The sequence below is a fragment of the Mangrovibacterium marinum genome, assembly GCF_003046625.1.
Lineage (GTDB): Bacteria > Bacteroidota > Bacteroidia > Bacteroidales > Prolixibacteraceae > Mangrovibacterium > Mangrovibacterium marinum.
In genome coordinates this window covers 259,515-283,359 of record NZ_QAAD01000005.1, presented here as the reverse complement: position 1 = coordinate 283,359, position 23,845 = coordinate 259,515, and the positions used below count along the sequence as shown (strand labels likewise).

The window sequence follows — 23,845 nt, the reverse complement described above, 5'->3', positions numbered from 1 at the left end:
AAATCATAGTACATCCTTTTTTTTGTGAAACATCAAGGATGTGAAAATCGAAAGAATAATCCCGAAAGCCTATACGTTATCGTGGAGACGGATACTTTTCAACCTTTAGCCCGAAATGAACAAGAGCCACAACTGATTAGGCTGTGGCTCTTGCTTTTTACTGAGGTCGGGACGGACCTACCAAATCAAGTCACTTTCCAACACCTTTTGGGCATCCAGGTTGTTCGCTTCAATCGATTTGAAGTGCTTGTAAGTACCCACTTTCAACTCGTAAGTGGCATGTTCGTCGCATACGATCATTCCTTTGGGGTGCAATTGTAACGCACTGATGGTCCATATATGGTTTACACCTTCTTCCACGGCGTGTTTCAATGCACGGGCTTTATTCAGTCCATTTACAATAATCAACACTTCTTTGGCATCCATTACGGTTGCAACACCAACAGTCAGCGCTAATTTTGGCACTTTGTTGACATCGTTTTCGAAGAAACGCGAGTTGGCAACAATGGTGTCGTAATTCAGTTCCTTGTCTCGTGTGCGCGAGGCAAGCGACGATCCCGGTTCGTTAAAGGCAATGTGTCCGTCGGGACCAATACCTCCCAGGAACAGGTCGATACCACCAACTTCCTTCATTTTCTGCTCGTAGCGGGCGCATTCTTCTTTCAGATCCGCGGGGTTGCCATTCAGAATATTTACATTTTCTTCCGCAATATCGACATGGCTGAAGAAATTGTCCCACATAAACGTATGGTAGCTTTGCGGGTGATCTTTCGGAATACCGACATATTCGTCCATATTGAAGGTGACGACATGCTTAAAGCTAACATTTCCGCTTTGATGCAATTTGATCAGCTCTTTATAAACACCCAGCGGAGATGAGCCGGTTGGGAGGCCAAGAACAAAAGGTTTTTCCTTGGTCGGCGCAGCTAACTGAATTTTTCGGGCTATGTAGTTGGCAGCCCATGCGGATAACTCTCCGTAATTTTCCTGAATAATGAGTCTCATTTTTCTTTTTTTAATTTGTGATGGTTATTTGTTGTAGTTGGTTGATTACACGTTCGCCAAGTTTGGTTTTCCGGTCAATATGGTGAAGAACTTCCTTCACAAAGCTGTTTTCTTCGAAACGTCCCCGAACTTGTTCAAAATCTTTTTGCTTAATTTCCTGATCTCCGTCGATGCCAAAGCCGGTCATCGAGTCCAGCCGGAACTCTTTTTTAGCGTCTTCATAAAGCAATTCATCCAGTTCAACGACACTTTCACGCCATTTACGAATAATATCAATAAGTTCGTCGCGGCTAAAATCGGCAAGCGGCTTTTGAAGGTACGATTCCATAAACCGAACGGTCCAGTTCCATTCGTAATCGTAATAATTTTGGTGAAGGGTTCTGAAAAACTGATCGATGGTTTTCAAATCGGTGATCGTACCGTTTTCGATTCCGTTCAGCAATTTGATCACTTCATTTTTGGGAGCAAGCAGTCCCGAGAGGTCAATCCAATCGCCCAAGCCTATTTCACTATCGGCCTTCAGGCAGTCTTGCAGCCCGGCACCTCCTTCGAGCTGGGCTTTGTTCAACCGGGTGATTATAGAGTTGCCAATGAATTTCATAATGGCCATGTCGTATAGTTTCAGGCCTTTGTGCAGCGCATCGCGTTTGATCCGGGTGTTGTTGTACGAATACTCGCCGGTTGTTTCACCCGATATCCGGCGTATCTGGTGCAGAATAGCGATGGCCTGTGCCATCTTTTGAATGGTAAACGGACTCAGTAAGTTGAAATTGATACAATCCAACTGGTGTTCATCAGTTCGTTTGTCGCGCTTTGGCCATTTCAACACATCGCGGATGGTTCCCACGCTGCGCAGGTTAACCCCCGGAACCAGCCAGCTCTCGTCGTTCTTTTCGATGAGGTAGGAGAAGGGCATATCCGAAGTATCCGAGTTTTTGTAGTGCCGTCCCATAACCAGCGTGAATGCACCGATTTTGGCTGGCCACAGCAGGTAGGAGTCGCTGGTGGTTTTCGAGCCACGTTCAACAACACCATGGTGAATGGGCCCCAATTTATACATGTGGTTACTTTGGTTCGACCCACTTCCGGCATTGCAAAACGAAAACATCCCGGCAATCAGCAAGGTTGATTTGTGATGCGTAACGGTGTAAGGGCCGGCAAAAACTGCGCAAGCCTCACCGTGAAACCCCTGGCAATTGGCGAAGAATAACGAGTTTTGTGCCGAATATTGTGCGCCAATCGAACAACCTTGGCCGACAAAACAATTGGATACGATAGCTCCGTCGCTAATCTCGGTGCCCGATGAAACGATAAAATTTTTCAGGATAACATCCTGGCCAATCAGTACGGGCGCAGACTTTGTAGAGTTGATGGTTCCGTTTTGCAGGCTGCTGGCACCATTAATCCGGGTGTACGCTCCGGTTTTTACATTTCGAAGCTCCTTGCAGTTAAATATTTGGGTATGTTCACCCAATACGCCTTTGTTGCTTTCAACCTCATGGCAGTACTGGCCGATCATTGTTTCGATTTTACAAACGGCATCGTGCCGGTGTTTGTAAAAAGCCATAATGTAGGCCAGGTGAGCCGATAACTCGTCGTAGATCACCACCGACCGTCCGCCGGTTTCATCCATCACGTCAACCGTTGTGCCGTTGCCAAAGGTGCTTGGTCCTTCAACTGCACAGATGTCGGTATTGTCGATAATCACATGATCGTGAATGCTGTAATTGGCGATGTAGTTTTTGATGTGGTTGATGAACACATTGTCGCCAATCTCACAATTGTGAAGATGGGCATGGTATATGCCGCATTGCTTTTTTACCCCTCCGTAAAGCTCAATTTCGCCCGTTTGGCTCCCGAGGTAGATTGTCCCGCTAAATTGAACGCTCATAAAACGCGTCGGATCAAATTCGTCGGAAACAAAAATCCGACTCCAATCTTCAGCCTGGCAATTTTGTTTTGTAAGTTGCTCAATTTCTTCCGTTCGCAGGGAGCGATATTGGTGTTCGTTCATAGTTTATATATGTTTGATCGTTGCGAGGTAGTCGTAGTGATCGCCCTCGTCGATAGATTCGATTCTGAGCTCTGCCTTTTCAAGCTCTTTGGCCAACGATTCCGGATCGAGATAGAGCCAGGGGAAAGCTTCTCCTTTTTGTTGGTTGTATTCAACCTGGTAGTTCATTTCGCCATAATAGGCTGTGGCATTAATATCAACACAGGCCGAACCGTCATCGTCCAGGTAAAGGTAAATTAAATCAGACGAATCGATCAGAATTTGCCCTTCCGGAGCCAGTAAGCTTTTCAGTTGCTTAAGAAATGTTTGAAAATTAGCCAGATTTCCGGCAATGCCGGTGCCATTCATCAGTAACAGCAGGCTGTCGAAATTCGACTCATGGTACCCGAATAAATCGGAATGAATAACTTGCCGGAGTCCGCGGTCCTTCATCACTTCGCAACAAAGAGCAGACTGCTCGAGTGCCGTCACATCATATCCCTGATCCTGTAAATACAGACTGTGACATCCGGCGCAAGCACCAATGTCCAGAACTCGTCCCCGGGCCTTTTTCAGGGCTAACTGCTCCAGTGCTGGCATCTGCTCGAAGCTGCGGAAAAAGTAGGAGGGAAGAACCTTATCCGGATCAAAATCATCCGCATAAATTACAACAGGTTTATCTTCTTTTTTGAAGTGAAAATTGTGGACTGCTAGTCCGATGGGATCATATATTGGCATTCTTTTCTTTTGAAGGCTATTCAACACTTAAAATAGGCGCTTCAAATTTAAGACAAGTTTCCTTTTTTTGAGAATAAATATAGAATCCTTCGGTATCTCCTTCACCAATAATGAAGATTCGCAGGTCGGGGAGCTTTTGTGAAATTGATTTAATATCGTCGAGTTTGATATTTTCTTTCTGAAGCCATTGGGAAGTTTTGATGTCTCCAAGCTTCAAGCGTCGCCCTGTGCGATCAGCTTGGTTAAATATCTCCAAGGAGGAGTGATAGTCGATATGTCGAAATAGATTAGTCATCGGTTATTCGGTTCCTGTTTCCGAAATCAAGTTACGGCGAAAGTTTTTCAAAAAAAACAGAACCGGCTGTTATTTTACGAACGACTATAAATTGAAGGTCGAAACATCAGTTTCGCTATACGAACGAAAAAGAAAAAGCACCCCGAAAGGTGCTTTTTATCATTGAAAATATGATGTTCTTTTAGAATCTGAACCCGAGGGTAAAGCTCACATAGTCCTTTTGGTAATCCATTTTTGCAGCTGGTGAACTTCCCAAATCCAAACGGCTCGGAAACTGGTAGAGCTCCAGGTGGTTTGTATTGGCAATGTGTTTATAGGCTAAATCAAAGAATACGCCACCACTTTTAATGCCAAAACCCAGAGCATAAGTTTGGGTGTCCTCGTTACCATTGGGTTGGTTTGTGTCGAATGCAAATTTTTCGTACGGACTGGGAAGATACTCATAGCCTCCCCGCAAGCTGAAGAAATTATTGACGCGGTATTCGGCTCCAATCCGAAGATTGCCGACTGCTTTAAATGCCTCTTCAATATCATTATTCTCGTAGCTATAATCCCATCCATCGCTTGCATCGCGAAGCTTCATGGACGAATAATCGACATACTCATAGTCTACACTGATCAGTCCGGCCTTACCAATGATGTAGGCAGCGCTCAGAACACCTTTCATCGGACTATCAATTCGGTAATCGTAGTCATAATAGGGAGAGCCAGCTTCTCGGCTAACATTTTGGCCATCCTCCGAAATGTTCGAGTACATATAAGTGTCAAAACTATCGTGCAGATCGTAGAAAGTTGGCGTGTGGAACGCTACTCCCAGACGAAGCTCATCAATCGGTTTGAAGATTGCTCCAACTTTAAAGTTAATTCCGGTTCCGGTGGTCTTTAAATAGGATTCGAGTTCGTAACTGTTCAACTTGTAAGGAAAGTCGCTGCCCTGATAACTCTCATTTCCACGAATATCCTCAATAAAACGACTGGTCTCTTTATAGTATACATCCTGAATGCCGACCGTTGCGCCCAAATAAACCTTATGGTTGAAGTTGGCTGCAAAGGAGATGGTATATTCATCCTGACTCCCTTTTTGTGAAAACGTTCGGCGCTGATCGTGCGCAAAATTCTTAGAGCCTTCGATACCGCTTTGAGTTTCTTGCATATCATGGTAATATACAGAAGGCTCATCAGTGTAGTCGTACACTAATCCCGTCTCAATTGCTAAACCTTCGTATGCATCATAGTACATTATTTCAACGGGATGGTTGAGATTGTAGGTAAATTGATCCAGCATTGATGAAGTTGCTCCGGCTCCGCTGATGATCTTGTGCATATTGAAATTATTCATGCGGTTATAGCCTAAACCCAAACTGAAGCTAACCAGCGAGCTGGTACTGTTAGGAGATGAGGGGAAGTTAACAACATAGCCAATGTTGGGAACACTAAGATTGAATTTTGAATCGGATGCAGTTGTTCCCAGGTAATTGGCTTCAACATCGGTATTTCCCAGTTGTGTTGTAATAACAAACTCGCTACTTCGGTACACTCCCAGACCTGCCGGGTTTATGCTGGCAGAAGTGAAGTCGCCGCCAAGCGCTCCAAAGGCGTTTCCCATCGCTGTAGCCCTTGCTGTCCCCTGAATGCGGGTGTCCGAAAGCCGAATGGCATCGACCATATTTTGAGCAAACAGGGGCGAGCTTGCAAGGAGAATAATAAAGGCACTAATAATTTTTTTCATAACTATCTCATTTTAGCTAATTATTGTAAGCTTTCTGTTGTTGGGGACACCCAGTTAGCGGCGTCCACCACTTCTGCTACTACCGGAGCTGCTTCGTGTTGAGCTACCCGATGATCGGCTCGGACTGCTTGTGCCCGACGAACGGTAGCTTGACGAACTACGGCTTGGCGTGCTATACGACGATGAGCTGCGGCTCGGACTGCTGTACGATGATGAACTGCGGCTTGGCGTACTGTACGACTTGCTGCTGCTCGATCCCCGTTGGTAAGTAGTCCCCGATTTATAGGTGCTTCGGTAGCTCGAGTTTTGTTGTGTTCGTGTAGCCGGTTTCGAGTACGACGAGTTGGACCCTGAACTTCGGTAGGTGTTATTGTTGTAGCTCGAACGGGTTACTGTTCTGGGTTTGGTATAACTTGGCGTATAGCTGCGTGTTTGAGTCGGTGCCGTATAACGCGTGCCGCTCGTGGTGCTTCTGTTAGTCGTTGTTGCCCGGGTTTGGCTGCCTGAACGAACTGCCGGAGTTTGACTTGCTCCCTGGCTTGAGCGTGTGGTTGTATTGATCGTTGACACGCTTCGTCGGCCACTGGAGCTTACGCCGTTAACATTTGCATTGCGACGCTTATCCATAATTGTAGCACTTCGGGTTGTCGCTGTGCTCGTACGTGCTGTAGAGCTCGATACGGACCGGCGGGTTGTCGCAGCACTGTTCATTGTGCCAGATGATCTTCGAGCAGCGGCTTGCCTGGTTCCTGTTGCAATATTACCCGACGAGCCACCAAAAGTCGTCCTTCGACCATATCTAACGTTACCATCGTGGTAGTGAGGATATGAGGTCCAGTGGCTTCCATAATACGGATATCCCCAGTAGCTTCCGCCGTAATACCACGAACTGCCCCAATGGTATGGGCTTCCCCAATAGCTGTAGTATGGGTAACCCCATCCGAAGCTTATGCCAAAGCTCCAGCGCGGGTAATACCAATCGAAGTAAAACGGATCATAGTAGAATGGATCGTAATAGAACGGGTCGTAGTACCAGCTGTAAGGCGAATAATAGCCATAACGATGAAAGCGGTTGATCCGATAGGCAAAATCCAGATCATCACCTTCATAATAATTATTGATAATATAATTAGCGGTATCCTCATTTTCCAAGGTCGTGGTATCGCTATCCACCAATTCCATGGATGACATATCGTAGCGGTGGATATCGGCGTTCGGATCATCGGTGGTAAAAACGTGATTCTCATACGTGCGATTTCCACTTTGGTCAACCGTTTGTTCCTGCATGACAAGTGGTGCGGCATTTGTTGGCTGCAGACTTTGATCAACAGGAACCGGATCTGTCATAACCGGTGGAGGAACATCTCCGGGAGTAAAGTAGATGTCATCGTACCGATCGGTTACATAGGTCCCGGTTGTACATGCACTCAGTAGCAGTGCTAGTGCCGAGATGATTGTAACTTTTGCTTTCATAACTATCCCTCCTGTAACTTTTAAAAATAAATTTATTTACTTTGTAGCCTCTATAATTACATTACAAATAAAGCAAATACCATACCAAATCAAAAGAAATGGCGAAAGAATTAACCCTTAGGGCAGAGAATTACTCGCAGTGGTACAACGAGCTGGTTGTGAAGGCTGATTTGGCCGAATCATCAGCTGTTCGGGGCTGCATGGTGATTAAACCTTACGGATATGCAATATGGGAAAAAATGCAGGCCGAATTGGACCGTATGTTCAAAGAAACAGGACATGTTAACGCTTATTTTCCCTTGTTTATTCCCAAATCGTTTTTTAGTAAAGAAGCCGATCATGTTGAAGGCTTCGCCAAAGAGTGTGCCGTAGTTACACATTACCGGTTGAAAAACAGCCCGGACGGAAAAGGAGTGGTTGTTGACCCGGATGCAAAACTGGAGGAAGAGCTGATCGTTCGTCCCACTTCGGAGACCATTATCTGGAACACTTATAAAAACTGGATCCAGTCGTACCGCGATCTTCCGATTTTGTGTAACCAGTGGGCCAATGTTGTACGCTGGGAGATGCGTACCCGTTTGTTTTTGCGTACGGCCGAATTCCTGTGGCAGGAAGGGCATACCGCCCATGCTACCAAAGATGAAGCATTGAAGGAAACGGAGCAGATGGTGAATGTATACGCCGATTTTGCTGAAAATTTCATGGCTTTACCGGTCGTTAAAGGAGCCAAATCGGCCAACGAACGTTTTGCCGGAGCACTGGAAACTTACACCATCGAAGCCTTGATGCAGGACGGAAAGGCGCTGCAGTCGGGAACTTCGCACTTTTTGGGACAAAACTTTGCCAAAGCATTCGACGTTCGTTTTGCAACCAAAGAAGGAAAAGAAGATTACGTTTGGGCTACCTCCTGGGGTGTTTCAACCCGTTTGATGGGGGCCTTGATTATGGCTCACTCCGACGATAACGGCTTAGTCCTCCCTCCCAAATTGGCCCCTTATCAGGTGGTTATTGTGCCAATCTACCGGAATGATGATCAACTCAATGCAATTAATGCCAAAGTTGACGAGCTGATTGCAAAGTTGAAAGCGCGCGGTATCAGTGTGAAATACGATAACTCGGATAACAAAAAACCGGGCTGGAAATTCGCCGAGTACGAATTGAAGGGTGTTCCCGTTCGTTTGGCTGTTGGTCCGCGCGACCTGGAAAACGGAACGGTTGAAGTTGCCCGCCGTGACACCCTGACCAAGCAAGTTGCGCAGCTGGAAAATATCGATCAGTATGTGGCTGAATTGCTGGAAGAAATTCAAACTTCGATTTACAATAAAGCGAAGGACTTCCGTACGGAGATGACAACCAAGGTTGATACTTACGACGAGTTCAAAGACGTACTTAAAAATAAAGGCGGCTTTGTGCTGGCTCATTGGGATGGCACTCCCGAAACCGAACAAAAGATCAAAGAAGAAACCAAAGCAACAATCCGTTGTATTCCGTTTGACGGCGAGAAGGAAGAAGGAGCATGTATTTACACCGGAAAACCATCTCAGCAACGTGTTTTGTTCGCTATTGCTTACTAACATGATTTTTCATACCCGATAAAAGCAGTCAATTATGGCTGCTTTTCTTATTTTTAACAGAAAAACAGCGTATGGATGCTCCCAAAAAGAAGGCCGATCAGTTGGAAACAATTGTTATCAAGTCCAATATTAAGCAACAGGTTTACAAAAATACACTTGAGTCTTTTAATTTATTGAAGGATGCCTTGCGTGAGCTGGTCGATGAGTATTCGCAAACCTTGCGTGGCAAGATTAGTGATGAACTGTTGCCGACTTTTCACGAAAAGGGGCCTTTTGAGGCCGAGTTTCGCCTGGCAGCCGACATGCTACTGTTTAGTATGCACTCCAATGTGTTTGTGTTTAACCGCGAACATCCGGTATGGAAAACCGAGTACGTAAAGGAAGATCCGCTAAATTCGTATTGCGGAATTATCAATATTTATAATTTCTTGTCCGACTCGTTCAAATACAACCGGATGCAGGATTTGGGCTACCTGATTGCCCGTATTTTCATCAACAAGGAGAGCCATTTCTTTGTTGAAGGAAAGCGTCAGTCGGGCGAGCTGGTCAAAGATTTCAAAAACGATGTGATGTCGAAGAAAAACATCAAGCAGATTCTGGACACATCCATTCGTTATGCCATCGAGTTCGACTTGTTGGTGCCACCTTACGACCAGGTAAAAATTGCGTCGGTTGAACAGATGAAGGAAGAAATTTTTCACTCGAAAATGAAAACCGGCAAACGTGTCGGGTTTAAATTTAATTCAGACGATATTTAATATGAAGGAGACAATTGTTAAGCGTTTCATCGGATACGCCAAAGAATACACCACATCCGATCCGGCAAGTAAAACTTTTCCCAGCACAGCGCGCCAGCTGGCTTTTGCCGACAAGCTGGTGGAGGAACTCAAGCAGATTGGCTTGAGCGAGGTTATAAAGGATGAATATGGCTATGTAATGGCCACCCTGCCGGCAACAACCAACGAAAAAGCACCCGTAATTGGCTTTGTGGCACATGTGGACACGAGCCCCGATTTCTCGGGCGAAAATGTAAACCCCATCATTCGCCAATATGAAGGAGGTACCATCCAATTGAACTCCAAAATTGCGCTTTCGCCCGATCAGTTTCCCGACCTGCTGACCTACCTTGGCGAGGAAATCATCACCACCGATGGAAATACGCTGCTTGGTGCCGACGATAAAGCCGGTGTTGCTGAAATTGTAACAGCGATGGAATACCTGGTTCAGCATCCCGAAATTAAACACGGAAAAATTCGCATCTGCTTTACGCCGGACGAGGAAATCGGTAAAGGTGCCGACCATTTTGATGTGGCTAAATTTGGTGCCGACTTTGCCTACACCCTCGACGGTGGCGAACGGGGCGAGTTGGAATATGAAAACTTCAACGCGGCCATGGCTTCCATTACCATTCAGGGACGCAGCGTGCACCCCGGAGCTGCCAAGGATAAAATGATTAATGCCATCCACGTGGGGCAAAAGCTCGACAGCATGCTGCCGGCAGAACAACGCCCCGAATATACCACCAATTACGAAGGCTTCTTTCACCTGATTTCGTTCGACGGTAAGGTGGAGCAAACAAAAATGATGTACATCATTCGTGATCACGACCGCAACTTGTTTAACCGCCGCCAGGAAATGCTGACGCAGGCTTGTATCTTCCTGAACGATGAGTACGGCGAAGGCACCGTGGCCCTGGAGATGGAAGATCAATATTACAACATGCGCGAAAAAGTGGAGCCGGTGAAACACATTGTTGATTTGGCCGAAGCAGCCATGATTGACGTGGGTGTGACACCGATCATCCGCCCTATTCGCGGAGGTACTGATGGTAGTCGCCTCTCGTTTATGGGACTCCCTTGTCCCAATATTTTTGCCGGTGGGCACAACTTCCACGGCCCTTACGAGTATGTTCCGGTTAACTCGATGGTGAAAGCCGTTGAAGTGATTGTGAAAATTGCTGAAAAAGCGGTAGGCCATTGCTAGATGCTCGACAAGTTTACAACATACATCCGGGATGAAAAACTGTTTGCCGATACCGACAAGCTGGTGGTAGCCGTAAGTGGTGGTGCCGACTCGATGGTGCTGCTGAAGTTGTTTCAGCAGTTACCCAACACGTTTTGTGTGGCCCACTGTAATTTTAAGCTGCGTGGAGCAGAATCGGACGGCGAGGAGGTTTTCATCCGGGATTATTGCGCTGAGCAGGGCATTGAGTTGTTTGTTCAGCAATTCGACACGCGCGAGTATGCGCAGCTCGAAGGAATTTCAATTGAAATGGCTGCCCGCGACTTGCGCTATGCCTGGTTTGAAGAGCTTCGCCTGCAGTTGCAGTACGATTATCTGGCAACAGCCCATCATCGCGACGATCTGATTGAAACCATGCTGATCAATCTGAGCCGCGGAACGGGTATTCGCGGGCTGAGTGGCATACAGGCTAAAAACGGAGCGGTTGTACGTCCGTTGCTGTTTGCCTCGCGCGAAGAAATACTGGCCTTCGCAGCTCAAAACGAACTGCCCTATAAGCACGATTCCAGCAACGACGAGCTGGTGTACCAACGCAACATCATCCGCCACCAGCTAATTCCGTTGTTCGAGACCCTGAATCCTTCGTTCCGGAAAAATGCGGCCAAAACAGCGGCTATCCTGAAAGATACTGCTGTGCTGTATCAGCAAAAGCTGGGCGAAATTGCAGCCGGCATAAAGGAGGAAGAGCCCGGGCTTACGCGTTTTAATATTGAAAAACTGAAAGCTTTGCATCCCCAACAAAGTCTGATGTTCGAGTTATTTCATCCTTTTGGTTTCAAGGCCGAACAGATCCCCGAAATTATTGCGGCGTTGGAGGCCGGAGCCGGGAAAAGCTTTTTCAGCAAAACACACCGGCTGGTAAAGGATCGAGATGCCTTGCTTTTAACGACCTTAAAACCAGACGACGCGCAACGCTTTTACATCGACAGCAACTGCCGGGCAATTGCCGACCCCCTGCAAATGACTTTTGAGCAGATGGCTAAAAGTTCCGCCTTTCGCTTTTCAACCAACCCGTTGGTGGCCGACTTCGACCTGAGCAAGCTACAGTTTCCGCTGCTTTTGAAAAAGTGGGAGCAAGGCGAGTATTTCAGGCCGCTGGGGATGCAGAACCTGAAAAAACTGAGCGACTTCTTTATCGATCAGAAGCTTTCGATCCCCGAAAAAGAAGCCCTTTGGATTCTTTACAGCGGGAAAAAAGTTGTCTGGGTCGTTGGACACCGCATCGACGATCGCTTCAAAATTACCAACGACACGCAGGAGGTTTTGCGGATCTCAATGGTATCCGAAAGCTGGAAGCATGAGTAGGGGATTTAATGCAAGAAAATAGTCAATTTATAATTGATTAAGACCAATTGCCTACCGTCAATCCGATAGTCAATTGGTCTTAATCAACGCAATCTAGATTTTTATTTCAGGTAGATGGCGATCCCGATATTCGCGCCAAAGTTACCTTGCTTAATTTTCTCACTATCATCATCCTTGTTTTTAAATGTTGCTTTGGTATAGGATAACCCAAGGTTGAATGATATGTTTTCTTTGACAAAATAGGCTAGACCACCGCCGAAATTTATCGTTAATCCGCCGTATGAATCTTCGTAATTACTACCGGTTTTTGGCTCCCATTTATTGGTCATGGAAGAATAGCCGACACCTGCTTGTGCAAACGGTTTTATGTCTCCTTCTACCGGAAAAAATATGAATGCACTGGGAATCATCATCACTGAGTTCATGATTTCCTTATCTCCATCTTCATATTTCATCGTCTCGAATGACATGGTGCTGGATAGTCCGATTGCGATGTTATCCTGAATAAAATAACCAAATGAAGGCATCACGCTGAATGAACTCAAGTCGTAGTCATCATAGGTTTCGCCATCGTACTGAACTTTGTAGTTCATGGCTAAGAAATTTAGACCGGTACTACCGGATAACAGGAAAGTCCCTTTTTCGGTTTGAGCTGAAGCCACGAAAACGAACACAGAAAAGATTAAGGTTAGAATGTTCTTTTTCATAAAAATTAGTTTTTAGATTTATAATTAAGAGCGAACAATATCAGAAATTAGCAGAGGCTCAGGCTTACATTCTGAATGCGCCGAATTCATGATTGAAACCCATAAGTAAATTACAAATTGCTATGCATAACCGCAATAGCTCAATTGAGATTTATGTTGTCTTATTGATTGAATCGCATTCGTGGTATTAGGGATACTTGTTTCAATGTATATTACTGCACGGATGAATAAAAATACGTTAAATAAGACGATAGATAAGTTATTAATGAGCAATAATTACCGGTTATTGATATATAGAAAACGATAATTGAGGATTATTTATTTGAATGCGAGTATGAAAGAGTCGAATTAGCTAAAATATTTAGCAAATTCGGTTATTTTTTATGCCTTGTCGCATAATGAAGAGTCGAATAGTTGTAATTTTTAACGAAAATAGCTGTAACTTATCCTTGTTATTCATTTCGAAACCACAAAACATAGTGCTATGAAAGAATTACCGGTTAAGGCCATGGTTCAGCGCGAGGCGCGAAAGCGGAAAATAAGGGCTGCCGATGTTGCCAAGGGGCTCGGCATTGATTACACCTCGGCGCGGACCTTGTTTTTGCGTCCCACAATGCAGGTGCAGCGTCTGGCTGACTTGTCGGAGCTGTTCGAGTACAACTTCTTTCGCGAGTTGGCGCAACAGTTGCCCTACGACGCACCTTACTACAACGATGAAAACGAATTGAACAGCGCAACCGATGAAATTGGAAAGCTGAAACAGCGAATCTTTGAGCTGGAAATTGAAAACCGGACACTCAAGGAAGCTTTTCAGCAAGCCTTAGCGCGTTGATCGCAAAGCTTGTCAACAAAAAAGCCCCCGAACAATTTTGGAAAATCACCAACAGGAATGAAAGGTTAGTAGTTTTCGACCAGGCTGTTGTCGTTGTTTTCAACAGTTGTCGGGTTGTCGGGGTGTCGTGTTTTCCCGTTGTCGTGGTTGTCACAAGTTATCGGGTTGTCGTCCAAAACAGCATCAACAAGCAAATAGGCCTTCTTATCAATAAGGAAAAGTCGAAAAACCGGTTGGCCTATTTTTATCGAGAGCGGAATCAAACGGAAAGCTTCGTGCGATCCCGGAGGGATGCAATTTGGGTAGCTTATCGAAGACAATGGGAAATTCCGTCCCGTACGGGACGGTACAAGCTGCTGTGATATCGTTTATGCTACCCAAATTATACCGTTTTACAGGCTAATTTATGCTCTGAAATAGGATGGGATAATGCCGATAGACTGAAAAAGGAGCATTGGAACGAAGTGATCCGATGCGACATTTTTGAAGCTAATCGGTATTGAATGGCTAAAGCCATTGCTGAAAGCGTAAAACCCGTCCGGTAGGACAAGGTTCCTCTTTAATCAAAAGTAGAACTAGAAGAAGCAACCTCTGAAACGCCGTGAAAGGAACTTTCAAAGCATATACCAGTAGCCCTCTGTAACTCTCCCCTGAATTGAACCAATTCTGGCGGATTAATTCAATTCTGTCCACGCTCTGCCCGCAGAGAGGGGAACCCCGAAGCTACAGGTAGATTGCAAAAAACGCATCCACGCATAAGAATGAGGTTTGATCAATGCCGAAAAGTTGGAACCCGGTTGGCCTACTTTTATCAATGCCGAAATCAAACGAAAAGCTTAGAGAATCCGGGAAGCTCCGACGTGAGTCGGAGATCACCCGGATGAACTTAGCTTTTCGGCAGATGGCGGTTGCAGATAAAAATCAGCCATGACTTTTTTGTTTCGTTTTTGTGTCACTACAAAAATGAAAACCCGTCCGGTAGGACAAAAGATCCGAATTGAGTTAAATGTTGGAATGAAAAGAATAGGCTATGAAGTGGCCGTGGAGGAACGTTCAGTGAATGCGAACGTCCTTGTGTAACTCTCCCCTGATTTGAACCAATCCTGCGGATCGCGTCAAATCTGTCCCCTCTCTGCAAGCAGAGCGGGGGAAGTCGAAACCGGACTCAGTTTCATTTGGTGAGAGGCGAATCGTAAGCTTCGTGCGATCCCGGAGGGATGCAATTTGGGTAGCTTTGGCATTTCCGCGGGTAAAATTCCGTCCCGTATGGGACGGGAAAATCTTCGATTTGTCTTTGGTGCTACCCAAATTGAATGGCTAAAGCCATTGTCAAAAAATGAAACCGCATCTGGTAGGACAAAACATCCTCTTTTATACAAAGTAGAATTGACGGAACACTCGCTTAAGCGTCGAAAAAAGGGACATTCAGAAAAAACCTTCATGATTCCGGGGAATCACCAACAGGAATGAAAGTGGCGGAAGACAGCAAAAGGCATTTAAGAGAAGACGGAAGCTCGCTCGGAGCGGGATCGGCCTACTTTTTATCGATGGTGAGAGGTGAACCGGAAGCTTAGTGAATCCGGGAAGCTCCGCCGACAGAAGGAGATCACCCGGCTGAACTTAGCTTTCGGGAGCTGACACCTGAAGATAAAAATAAGCCTTGCGTTTTCTGTTTCGTCTTTGGGGCAAGCCAAAGATGAAAACCCGTCCGGTAGGACAAAATATCCGAATTGCGCAAAAGTAGGAGTGAAAAACAGCCAGTTTTGGGGCAACTCTCATCAGCGCTGGTTTGCTACAAAAGAAGCCTGGCTACCGGTTGAAGCTGAACCCCTATTCAATACATCCCGGATGCGGTTTAGAAACCACATCACCTAAAGGGACTTTCAGGAAAAAGCCCCGAACAATTCCGGAGGCTTCCATTAACAAAAAATCAGCTTGTTTAATCATCCATTTTCAGCAGTTGCATAATTTCTTCCAACTTGGGCGAGAGGATGATCTCGGTGCGGCGGTTTTGCGCCCGGCCTTCGGGGCTTTCGTTGCTGGCTTTGGGCGAATATTCTCCCTTGCCCGAAGCCGTCAGGCGGTTTGGTTCAATACGATACTCGCCAGTCAGGATTCGCACAATGGAGGTTGCGCGGGCAACGCTCAGGTCCCAGTTGTCGGCGTATTTAGCGGTGTGAATCGGGATGCTGTCGGTATGTCCTTCAACCAAAATATCGATATCGCGGTTCTCTTCGAGTACGCCGGCCAGCACTTTCAGCGCTTCTTTGCCCTTGGCCTCCACAGCGGCACTTCCCGATTTAAACAGCAGCTTGTCGGACATGGAAACGTACACCTTGCCGTTCTTCACGTCAACCGACAGCTCGTCGGACTGAAAGCCCAGCAGTGCATCACGAATCACATCATTCAGCCGGCGGGTAATCGAATCCTGGCGGGCAATCACCTGCCGAAGATCGTTCAGCGCTTGTTCGCGTTCGGCCAGCAGGCGTTCCTTTTCGTTCAGCTCCTGCGTTTTCTGTTGCAGCGCCAGGCTAAACTGCTCCGATTCCGACAGCTTTTCGCCCATCAAATCTTTATACCTGCGCTCAACGTCGCGGAGTGAAGTTTGCAGCCGGGCAACATCATCGTTCAGCTCGTCGATGTTTTGGTTCAGTTGACCGATCTCCGTTACCCGCGCATCCAGCGCATAACACAAGCTGTCGCGTTCGTCGAGCAACAGCATGGCCCGCTTGGTCAGAAAATAGTTGTTTTCGGGCTTGGCTTCTCCGCATTTATAGAATGGAGCGCACGAACTTGCCGCTATGGCTGCGGCACAAAGCCATAAGATGAATCGATTTGTTCTCATTTGTTTCTTCGTTGAATTGTTATCCTGTACGTCATCAACACAATCGTGTTGCGCGATTTCTTCGGCTTCATCTTACAAATTTCGTTCCGCGATGGGGGAAAAATGCGAACTCCGAAGAAGGCCGGCAGGCTGTGTTTCTGGCTTGGTAATTGTTATGTGACTCCCCAAAACAGAAAAATGAAACGAACGAAATTTTTGAAACGGCTTGTGTACAGCAGTGGTTGCTTGTTGATGCTGCTACTGGCCGCGTGCAGGTCGGGCGAAACGCCGGTTGTAGTGGACGCGCAAAGCACCACAGACCGGGCAACCAACTGGACTGCCGAGATGCAATATCCGGTGTTCTCCTCAGCCAACGAGCGGGTTAACCGGAGTCTGACCCGGCTGAACCGCGAAATAAGCGCTTATCTCGCAGCACAGCAAGAGGCTATGAAAGAGGATGCCGATGCTTTATTTACTGATTTCACCGATCAACAACGGCCAGCCTGGAACTACGAGCTGGTTGTTAACAACCGGGTGTATCGGGCCGACGATCACTATGTGAGCTTGCAGCTGGAGCTGTATCGGTACATGGGCGGGGCACACGGAACAACCGATTTTGTAGCATTAAACTACGATGTAGCCAGTGAAGAATTGTTGTCGGCAAACGATATTTTAGATTTGCGGCAAAGTTCAAAAATCAATCAGCTGTTGCAAGCGAATTTCGGGAATCCCGAGCAATGCTTCGATACCGATCCGACCATGGAACTGGTTTCCGCAGTCTGCTTTTCGCCCGATACGGTTTACTTTACCTTTGGGCACTATGCCTTGGGGGCTTATGCCTGCGGGCCAGCCGAAATTTTGGTGCCTCAGGAGGAATTGGGCGAAGCATTTCTTCCTCAAATTGGATCTCCGTTGAATTAAGCATACAACGCTTAACATTGGCTGTTTCATTTTAATTTTTCCGCCCGTGAACTGAAAAAAAACAGAAAAGGCATGGCCGGGAGCCAAAATCTCTTTCCTTTGTGAAAACAATGCAGAACAACACCATTCATACGATTCTTGTCGTCGCGCTCGTGGTCTCCGCGATGGGCTAGGGAAGAGTATGGGTGAATAGATATTAAATTTTGGATCAAAGCCATTCTCTTCGGAGGGTGGCTTTTTTAGTGCTTATTGCTGAAGATTAATAATTCATGTTGAAGAATAATATGCCTGAAATTTTTGGATATATCCTGGTCACGGCCGTCGCGTGTGTCCTTGTGGAACTGACCACATAGGAGCGGGACTGTATGGCATCAGGCAAAGCCCTTTCCGTTGTGGTCAATCAGCGGGAAGGGCTTTTTTTATTTTATCAACCGGTTCAGCTGAAGCCGTTTTTAACAAGCTTGAATTTCGAAAAACAAACAAAAACCTTAAATAACAAACTATGGAAGATCAGTTTCCTGAAGAAAAGTTTTCCGCACAGTACCGGAACATCCCGGCATCGTTTGTCCGGAGTATCCTAAATGCCATCGGGCAGCAGAAAATGATATCGTTTGCCGGCGGATTGCCGAACGCTTCACTTTTCCCGGTCGAGGCATTGGCCGAAAGTACCCGCGCGGTGATGGCCGACTCGGGGCACACCATCCTGCAATATGCGGGGTCGCTGGGCTATTACCCGCTGCGCGAATGGATTGCTGCGCGCTACAGTGCCAAGTATGAGATGGAAATCACTCCCGAGATGGTGGTCATCACCAATGGCTCGCAGCAGGCCATCGATATCCTTTCGAAACTGCTGATCAATCCCGGCGATCGTGTTATCCTCGAGAAACCAAGCTACCTGGGCGCTATTCAGTCGATGTCGGCTTACCTTCCCGATTTTAGGGAAGTAGACCTGCTGAAAGATGGCGTGGATTTGTCGCAGGTGGAAAACCTGTTTCGCAACGACGACATCAAATTGATGTATGCTGTAACCAATGCGCAAAATCCCTCAGGCATCAGCTATTCGTTGGAAAAGCGGAAGGATTTGGCCATGCTGCTGCGTAAATATAATCAGCTGTTGCTTGAGGATGATCCTTATAACGAGATTTGCTTCGGTGACGAGTTTCCGGCTCCGGTGCGTAATTTTGCACCCAACCACGTGGCCTGGACGGGTTCGTTTTCGAAGATGGTAGCTCCCGGAATGCGCAATGGCTGGGTGGTGCTGCCCCCGGCATTGGTTCCGCACTTCGATAAGGCTAAGCAGGCATCTGATCTTCACCCCAACAATCTTACACAATATGTGCTGCACCACTATCTGACGCATAACGATTTGGATGAACATTTGCAGCGTATTCGCACTAAATATGCCAGTCAGGCGGCCTGTATGACCGAGGTGTTGGAGCGTTACCTGCCCAACGAAGTGCAAATAACCCCACCGACAGGAGGCATGTTTATCTGGCTTACTTTGCCCGATGGCCTGCGTGCTGACGAGTTAATTCACAAAACCATGGAGCGCGGTGTGATCTTTGTTCCCGGGAACTCGTTCTACACCAAAGGGCAGGGCAGCAATCATATCCGCCTGAACTTCACCAATGCCGAGCCGGCAGAAATTGAAACCGGCGTGAAGATTATAGCCGAAGAAATGGAGAAGATGCTGTGTGTGGTTTCTTAATCAGTGACACCTTATAAGAAGAAAGTCATCCTGAACTTGTTTCAGGATCTTGATCGATTAAACGACAGATCCCGAAATGAATTCGGGATGACTCTTTGAACGATTGCCGGAGTTTTATTGTCCGGCAACGACGGTATACAGACTGTCGGTCTGCAGGTATTGTTTAGCCAATTGCTGCAATTGCTCAGCTGTGATGCTCAAAATCGCTTGATGATAGTTGTCGTAAAACGAATAATCCAGCCCAAAATCGTGCAGGTTGCGGAAGGCTTGTCCTAATGCAAAAGCTCCGTCAAAGTCGCGCAGAAACTCGCCGGTCAGGTACTGACGGACACGTTCCAGCTCGTCTTGCGGAACCGGCTCGTTTTGCAGACGCTCAATTTCGAAGGTTATTTCTTTCAAAGTCGCTTCTTCGTACGATTTGTCAACTTCGGTGGCAATGAGCAAATATCCCTCCCGGTTCAGGTTGATGAAGTTTGCACCAATACCGTAAGTGTAGCCTTTGTCCTCACGGATGTTCAGCATCAGGCGCGAGCTAAAGTAACCACCCAATATGGTCACCAGTATCTGCAAGCCAAAGTAATCGGGGTGTTGTTTGTCTACCAGCAGCTTCCCCAGGCGAATAGCCGACTGAATGGCGCCTTCTTTATGCACGCGCTCCCGTTTATTCGTTTGCGGCTGAGCGTGGAATTGCGGAGTCTCCACAGGAGTTCCGTTCCAATCATCACCTCCAAAATGATGATCCAGCTGTTGAATCACCTTATCCGTAAATTGGCCGGCCAAATGAAGCTCGCAGTTCTGCGCGTGATAATGTGTATTGTAAAAATCGACGAAGTCGTCTAAGCAAACATTTTCAAAATCCTCGGCCTTTAAGCCCAGTGCATACGGATGGCCTTCGCCAAACAATACCTGGGAGAATTTCTTCTGACAAAGAATCTTTACCTTTTCCATCTCGAGCATAAAACGTTGTTTACGACGATTCAGCAGGTTGTTGAATTCTTTCTCCGGAAACACGGAGGCTTTCAGCATATCTTCTACAACCGGCAATAGTTTGCCGATATGCTTATCGAGTGTTATTACCGAAATGGTTGCGTAGTGGTAGTCGGCCGTACACTGCAAGTAAGCGCCGTGAAAGTCGAATAGCTCAGCAATTTCGGCAGCCGTGTATTTAGCAGTTCCTTCCTGCAACATGGCGTTTGTCAGCGAGGCCAACAGCTGCTTGGGCTGATACCACACGCCCGCATTAAAAACGAAATCAATTTTACAGACTTCCTGTTTGCCGGCTTTCAGGGCATAAACCGGTATGCCGTTTTTCAATACATGCTTTTCTGGGCGAACTAAATCGGGTTTGCCAATCGGATGCAGGGCGGGGGCTATGGTTCTGTTGATACTCATTGGGCCATGTAATTTAGTTGTGAACAGTTTTCCTTGCGGAAGATTTTTTGCGCTGTTTCGCGGATCTCCTCAGCTGTTATCGAACGATACCAGTCCAGCTGGTCATTCATCATTTCAGCCCGGTCGATATTTTCGTAGGTTGCCAGCTCCTGAGCCATATTCAGATAGCCCATCTGAGCATAAACATGGTTCGCCTCCAGCTTATTCTTCACCTTTTCAAGCTCCCGGCTGTCTACCGGATCTTGCTTTGTTTTGTTCAGTTCGATCCATACGGCTTTTTGGGCCACATCTATGCTCACGCCTTTGTTCAATTTGCCGGAAACCACAAACAGCCCCGGATCATGGTCGCCCGAGATGTAGGCATCCAGTTCGGTGAAAAGTTGTTCCTCCTGAACTAATTTCCGATACAGCCGCGATGAATTACCCGATGAAAGAACATCGGAGATCAGGTCGCAGACGTAGTACTCGCGACTACGACGGTCGCTCATCCGGAAGGCCAGGTAGAGTGCAGTATCGGGCACTTTACGGGTTACCGTAAGTTCGCGAAACTCGGTTTGCTCCGGCTCGACGGGGAGATCCGTTTGGCGAACGTCGCGTTTGGGAATACTGCCAAACCATTTGTCGGCCAGTTGCAGGCATCGGTCTTTGTCGATGTTGCCGCTTAACACGAGCGCTGCATTGTTGGGCGCATAAAAGCGGTAGAAAAAGTCTTTTACTTCTTGCAGACTTGCATCAGCGATATGACTGATTTCCTTTCCAATGGTTGTCCATCGGTAGGGATGTTTGGTGTAGGCCAGTTCGCGCAGCAAAGCCCATACATCGCCATAAGGCTGGTTCAGGTTGCGCTGTTTAAACTCTTCAATGACCACATTCTTTTGTACATTCAGGCTCTTTTCCGAGAAGTCCAGCTCCAGCATACGATCCGATTCCAACCAAAAGGCCGTTTCCAGGTTGTCCTTGGGCACGGTCAGGTAATAGTTTGTTAAATCGTTGGTAGTGTAGGCATTGTTTTCGCCACCAGCCAACTGCAACGGAATATCGTAATCGGGAATGTTTTTGGTACCTCCGAACATCAGGTGTTCAAATAAATGCGCAAAACCCGTGCGGTGCGGGTTTTCATGCTTTGCTCCAACGTGGTAGCAAATATCCATGGCTACCATGGGCGTTGAATAATCCGGATAGAGAATGATATCCAAACCGTTCTCCAGGCGGTGTCGTGAAAATTCAATCATAAAATTTAAAACGAAAATTTAGAACCTTCAACAATCAATTGGCGGGTTTGGCTGTACTCGTCGATCAATTTTTTCATGATCTCTGCTACGCTGGGAATATCGTCGATGATTGAAGCGATCTGGCCAATTTCCAATTCGCCTTCATCCAGATCTCCCTCGAACATTCCTTTTTTTGCGCGACCGCGGCCCAGTAGGTTTTTAAGTTCTTCTTCCGAAGCGCCCCGGGCTTCCATCTCAGCCACGCGATTAAAGAATTCATTTTTAATCAGGCGAACCGGAGCCAGCTGTTTGAGTGAGAGTTTTGTATCACCTTCTTTCATGCCGACAACCAGCTTTTTAAAAGCTTCGTGTGCTGATGACTCCTGAGAGATAGCGAAGCGTGAACCAATTTGCACACCATCGGCACCTAAAGCCATGGCAGCCATCATGGCCTGTCCCGTAGCAATACCCCCGGCAGCCATCAGGGGCATGGAGGTGGCTTTACGCACCGAAGGGATTAAGGTCAATGTTGTTGTTTCGTCGCGACCGTTGTGCCCGCCGGCTTCGAACCCTTCGGCAACGATGGCGTCAACTCCGGCATCTTCACATTTTTTGGCAAAGAAGGCACTGGCAACCACATGAACCACCATTATACCACGTTGATGCAGCCATTGTGTCCATGCCTTGGGGCTTCCGGCCGAGGTAACAACGATTGGCACTTTCTCCTGCTCAATGATTTCCATTACTTTCCCCAATTCGGGGTAGAAGAGCGGAACATTCACTCCGTAAGGTTTGTCGGTTGCAGCTTTGGTTTTTTTGATGTGTTCCAACAGGGTTTCGGGATGCATCGATCCGGTGCCCAGCAGCCCCAGACCACCGTGATTACTCACTGCCGAGGCCAGTTTCCAACCACTGCACCACACCATACCACCTTGGACAATCGGGTATTTTATCTGAAATAAATCAGTTATTCTGTTTTTCTGAGACATATAAAATAGCTTTTTCAATTATAAACACGAAATGGAACGCCCGGCAATCGGGCTATTCAAAACTTTTGGAGCGCAAATGAAGGTCGCGTTGGGGAAAGGGAATTTCAACACCTTGCTTGCGAAACTCATCGTCTATCACAAAACGAAGGTCGCTCTTGATATTTTCAACCAGGAAATCGCTTACGGTCCAAAAATACAACTGGAAGTCGAGTGACGACTCCCCGAAGTCGTTAAAGCGAACAAAGGGCTTCGGATTCTGAACAATTTCCTGATGTTGGCTGGCCGCAGCAAGCAGAATTTGTTTCACCAACTGCACATTGGAACCATAGGCTACGCCAACATTAACATGAAAACGTGTAGCTTCCATATTATGCGTCCAGTTGATCACTTTTTCGGTTGTAAAGCGGGAATTCGGGACAATAATAACCACATTATCGCGTGTCAGCACTTTCGAAAAACGTAAGCCAATGGTCAGTACGCGACCAATTGTTCCTTCAACCTCCACAATATCGTCAACCTTGATTGAACCGTCGAAAAGGATGATAATTCCCGAAAAAAAGTCGTTGAAGATATGTTGCAGCCCGAATCCAACACCGATCAAAAGTGCCGAAATACTGGCAATCACAAAGGTCATATTCAAGCCCAGCGAACTGGCAATGATTGAAAGTCCGAGCAGCCACACCAGGTATTTCATAATCTGCCCGAAGGACTTTCCCCGGCCGCGGTCCATCCGCTTGCGGATAATGCGTCGGTTCATCCAAAAATCAAGTGCGTAAGTCATCATCCGGGTGATATAAATCACAATAATCGCTCCGATCAGGCTTTTGACGGTTACCTTATAGTCCTTGTTCGAAAAAATAGCCTGATCCAGAACCTGGTGATAATTGATGTGCAAAACATCCAGGATCAAGGCAAGCACCAGCAGCGTCGATGTCACGCGGATTCCCTGGCGTACAAAGCGGATAAATTTGGCATCGAACATATTTTTGCTGCCAAAACGCAGTACAAGGCGGTTTAATGCGATGGTCAGAATGATACCTGATATCAGGATGGATACCGATACAACCAGCTGGAACAGGGTGACGGTTATATTGTTGCCATGTAAAACAATAATTTCTTTCATACGC

General features: G+C 46.8%; 20 protein-coding genes. 7 read left to right on the top strand and 13 right to left on the bottom strand.

From position 1 onward, the window contains the following. Positions 1–177 precede the first annotated feature (177 nt). From nagB to C8N47_RS06945, 6 genes are all read right to left on the bottom strand, one after another. Positions 178–1,005, bottom strand: a complete 828-nt coding sequence (gene nagB, locus C8N47_RS06970) for a glucosamine-6-phosphate deaminase (protein ID WP_107821818.1) — start codon at positions 1,003–1,005, stop codon at positions 178–180. Positions 1,006–1,015: 10 nt separating this feature from the next. Further along, positions 1,016–3,019, bottom strand: coding sequence for a DUF4954 family protein (locus C8N47_RS06965; protein ID WP_107821817.1), 2,004 nt, complete (start codon positions 3,017–3,019; stop codon positions 1,016–1,018). Positions 3,020–3,022: 3 nt separating this feature from the next. Continuing rightward, positions 3,023–3,736 carry a class I SAM-dependent methyltransferase gene (locus tag C8N47_RS06960; RefSeq protein WP_107821816.1) on the bottom strand — a complete coding sequence of 238 codons (714 nt, stop codon included), beginning with the start codon at positions 3,734–3,736 and terminating at the stop codon, positions 3,023–3,025. A gap of 16 nt (positions 3,737–3,752) precedes the next feature. Beyond that, positions 3,753–4,031, bottom strand: a complete 279-nt coding sequence (locus C8N47_RS06955) for a hypothetical protein (protein WP_146161453.1) — start codon at positions 4,029–4,031, stop codon at positions 3,753–3,755. A gap of 181 nt (positions 4,032–4,212) precedes the next feature. Then, complete coding sequence (locus C8N47_RS06950) at positions 4,213–5,760, bottom strand: OmpP1/FadL family transporter (protein WP_107821814.1); 1,548 nt, start codon at positions 5,758–5,760, stop codon at positions 4,213–4,215. Between the two features lie 54 nt (positions 5,761–5,814). Beyond that, a complete protein-coding gene (locus tag C8N47_RS06945; protein ID WP_107821813.1) occupies positions 5,815–7,233 on the bottom strand; it encodes a hypothetical protein in 1,419 nt (472 codons plus the stop codon). A 98-nt stretch (positions 7,234–7,331) separates the two neighbouring features. On the opposite strand from C8N47_RS06945, the gene proS reads away from it, so the two are divergent. The 4 genes from proS (at position 7,332) to tilS (ending at position 12,134) form a co-directional block, all read left to right on the top strand. Then, entirely contained in the window at positions 7,332–8,807 is a 1,476-nt protein-coding gene (proS, locus tag C8N47_RS06940) for a proline--tRNA ligase (RefSeq protein WP_107821812.1), read from the top strand. A 71-nt stretch (positions 8,808–8,878) separates the two neighbouring features. Further along, a complete protein-coding gene (locus tag C8N47_RS06935; protein ID WP_107821811.1) occupies positions 8,879–9,565 on the top strand; it encodes a hypothetical protein in 687 nt (228 codons plus the stop codon). Between the two features lies 1 nt (position 9,566). Next, positions 9,567–10,790: a peptidase T gene (gene pepT, locus C8N47_RS06930; protein ID WP_107821810.1), complete on the top strand. Its 1,224-nt coding sequence runs from the start codon at positions 9,567–9,569 to the stop codon at positions 10,788–10,790. Continuing rightward, positions 10,791–12,134, top strand: a complete 1,344-nt coding sequence (gene tilS, locus C8N47_RS06925; RefSeq protein ID WP_107821809.1) for a tRNA lysidine(34) synthetase TilS — start codon at positions 10,791–10,793, stop codon at positions 12,132–12,134. A gap of 101 nt (positions 12,135–12,235) precedes the next feature. Here the strand turns inward: tilS and C8N47_RS06920 are convergent, their stop codons facing one another. Then, positions 12,236–12,841, bottom strand: coding sequence for an outer membrane beta-barrel protein (locus C8N47_RS06920; protein WP_107821808.1), 606 nt, complete (start codon positions 12,839–12,841; stop codon positions 12,236–12,238). A 484-nt stretch (positions 12,842–13,325) separates the two neighbouring features. Between C8N47_RS06920 and C8N47_RS06915 the strand changes: the two genes are divergently transcribed. Then, positions 13,326–13,673, top strand: a complete 348-nt coding sequence (locus C8N47_RS06915) for a hypothetical protein (RefSeq protein WP_107821807.1) — start codon at positions 13,326–13,328, stop codon at positions 13,671–13,673. 65 nt (positions 13,674–13,738) lie between these two features. On the opposite strand, the gene C8N47_RS06910 is transcribed toward C8N47_RS06915, so the two are convergent. Together C8N47_RS06910 and C8N47_RS06905 are read right to left on the bottom strand one after the other, a co-directional pair. After that, a complete protein-coding gene (locus C8N47_RS06910; RefSeq protein WP_107821806.1) occupies positions 13,739–13,993 on the bottom strand; it encodes a hypothetical protein in 255 nt (84 codons plus the stop codon). A gap of 1,619 nt (positions 13,994–15,612) precedes the next feature. Further along, on the bottom strand, positions 15,613–16,518 hold the full coding sequence (locus tag C8N47_RS06905; RefSeq protein ID WP_107821805.1) for an OmpA/MotB family protein: 906 nt from the start codon (positions 16,516–16,518) through the stop codon (positions 15,613–15,615). Between the two features lie 177 nt (positions 16,519–16,695). Here C8N47_RS06905 and C8N47_RS06900 point away from each other — a divergent pair, with 177 nt between their 5' ends. Beyond that, positions 16,696–17,418, top strand: a complete 723-nt coding sequence (locus tag C8N47_RS06900; RefSeq protein WP_170111319.1) for a DUF4163 domain-containing protein — start codon at positions 16,696–16,698, stop codon at positions 17,416–17,418. A gap of 502 nt (positions 17,419–17,920) precedes the next feature. Further along, positions 17,921–19,126, top strand: a complete 1,206-nt coding sequence (locus C8N47_RS06895) for an aminotransferase-like domain-containing protein (protein ID WP_107821803.1) — start codon at positions 17,921–17,923, stop codon at positions 19,124–19,126. 114 nt (positions 19,127–19,240) lie between these two features. Here C8N47_RS06895 and C8N47_RS06890 read toward each other — a convergent pair whose 3' ends face one another. The 4 genes from C8N47_RS06890 to C8N47_RS06875 are packed head-to-tail and all read right to left on the bottom strand — an operon-like array spanning position 19,241 to position 23,841. Continuing rightward, entirely contained in the window at positions 19,241–20,518 is a 1,278-nt protein-coding gene (locus C8N47_RS06890; protein WP_107821802.1) for a M16 family metallopeptidase, read from the bottom strand. After that, the gene (locus tag C8N47_RS06885) at positions 20,515–21,750 is read right to left on the bottom strand and encodes a M16 family metallopeptidase (RefSeq protein ID WP_107821801.1); all 1,236 of its coding nucleotides are present in this window, start codon (positions 21,748–21,750) and stop codon (positions 20,515–20,517) included. The genes C8N47_RS06890 and C8N47_RS06885 overlap by 4 nt, the downstream gene beginning before the upstream one ends. Positions 21,751–21,755: 5 nt before the next feature. Continuing rightward, entirely contained in the window at positions 21,756–22,718 is a 963-nt protein-coding gene (locus C8N47_RS06880; protein ID WP_107821800.1) for an NAD(P)H-dependent flavin oxidoreductase, read from the bottom strand. A gap of 52 nt (positions 22,719–22,770) precedes the next feature. After that, positions 22,771–23,841, bottom strand: coding sequence for a mechanosensitive ion channel family protein (locus C8N47_RS06875; RefSeq protein ID WP_170111318.1), 1,071 nt, complete (start codon positions 23,839–23,841; stop codon positions 22,771–22,773). Positions 23,842–23,845: the final 4 nt, after the last annotated feature.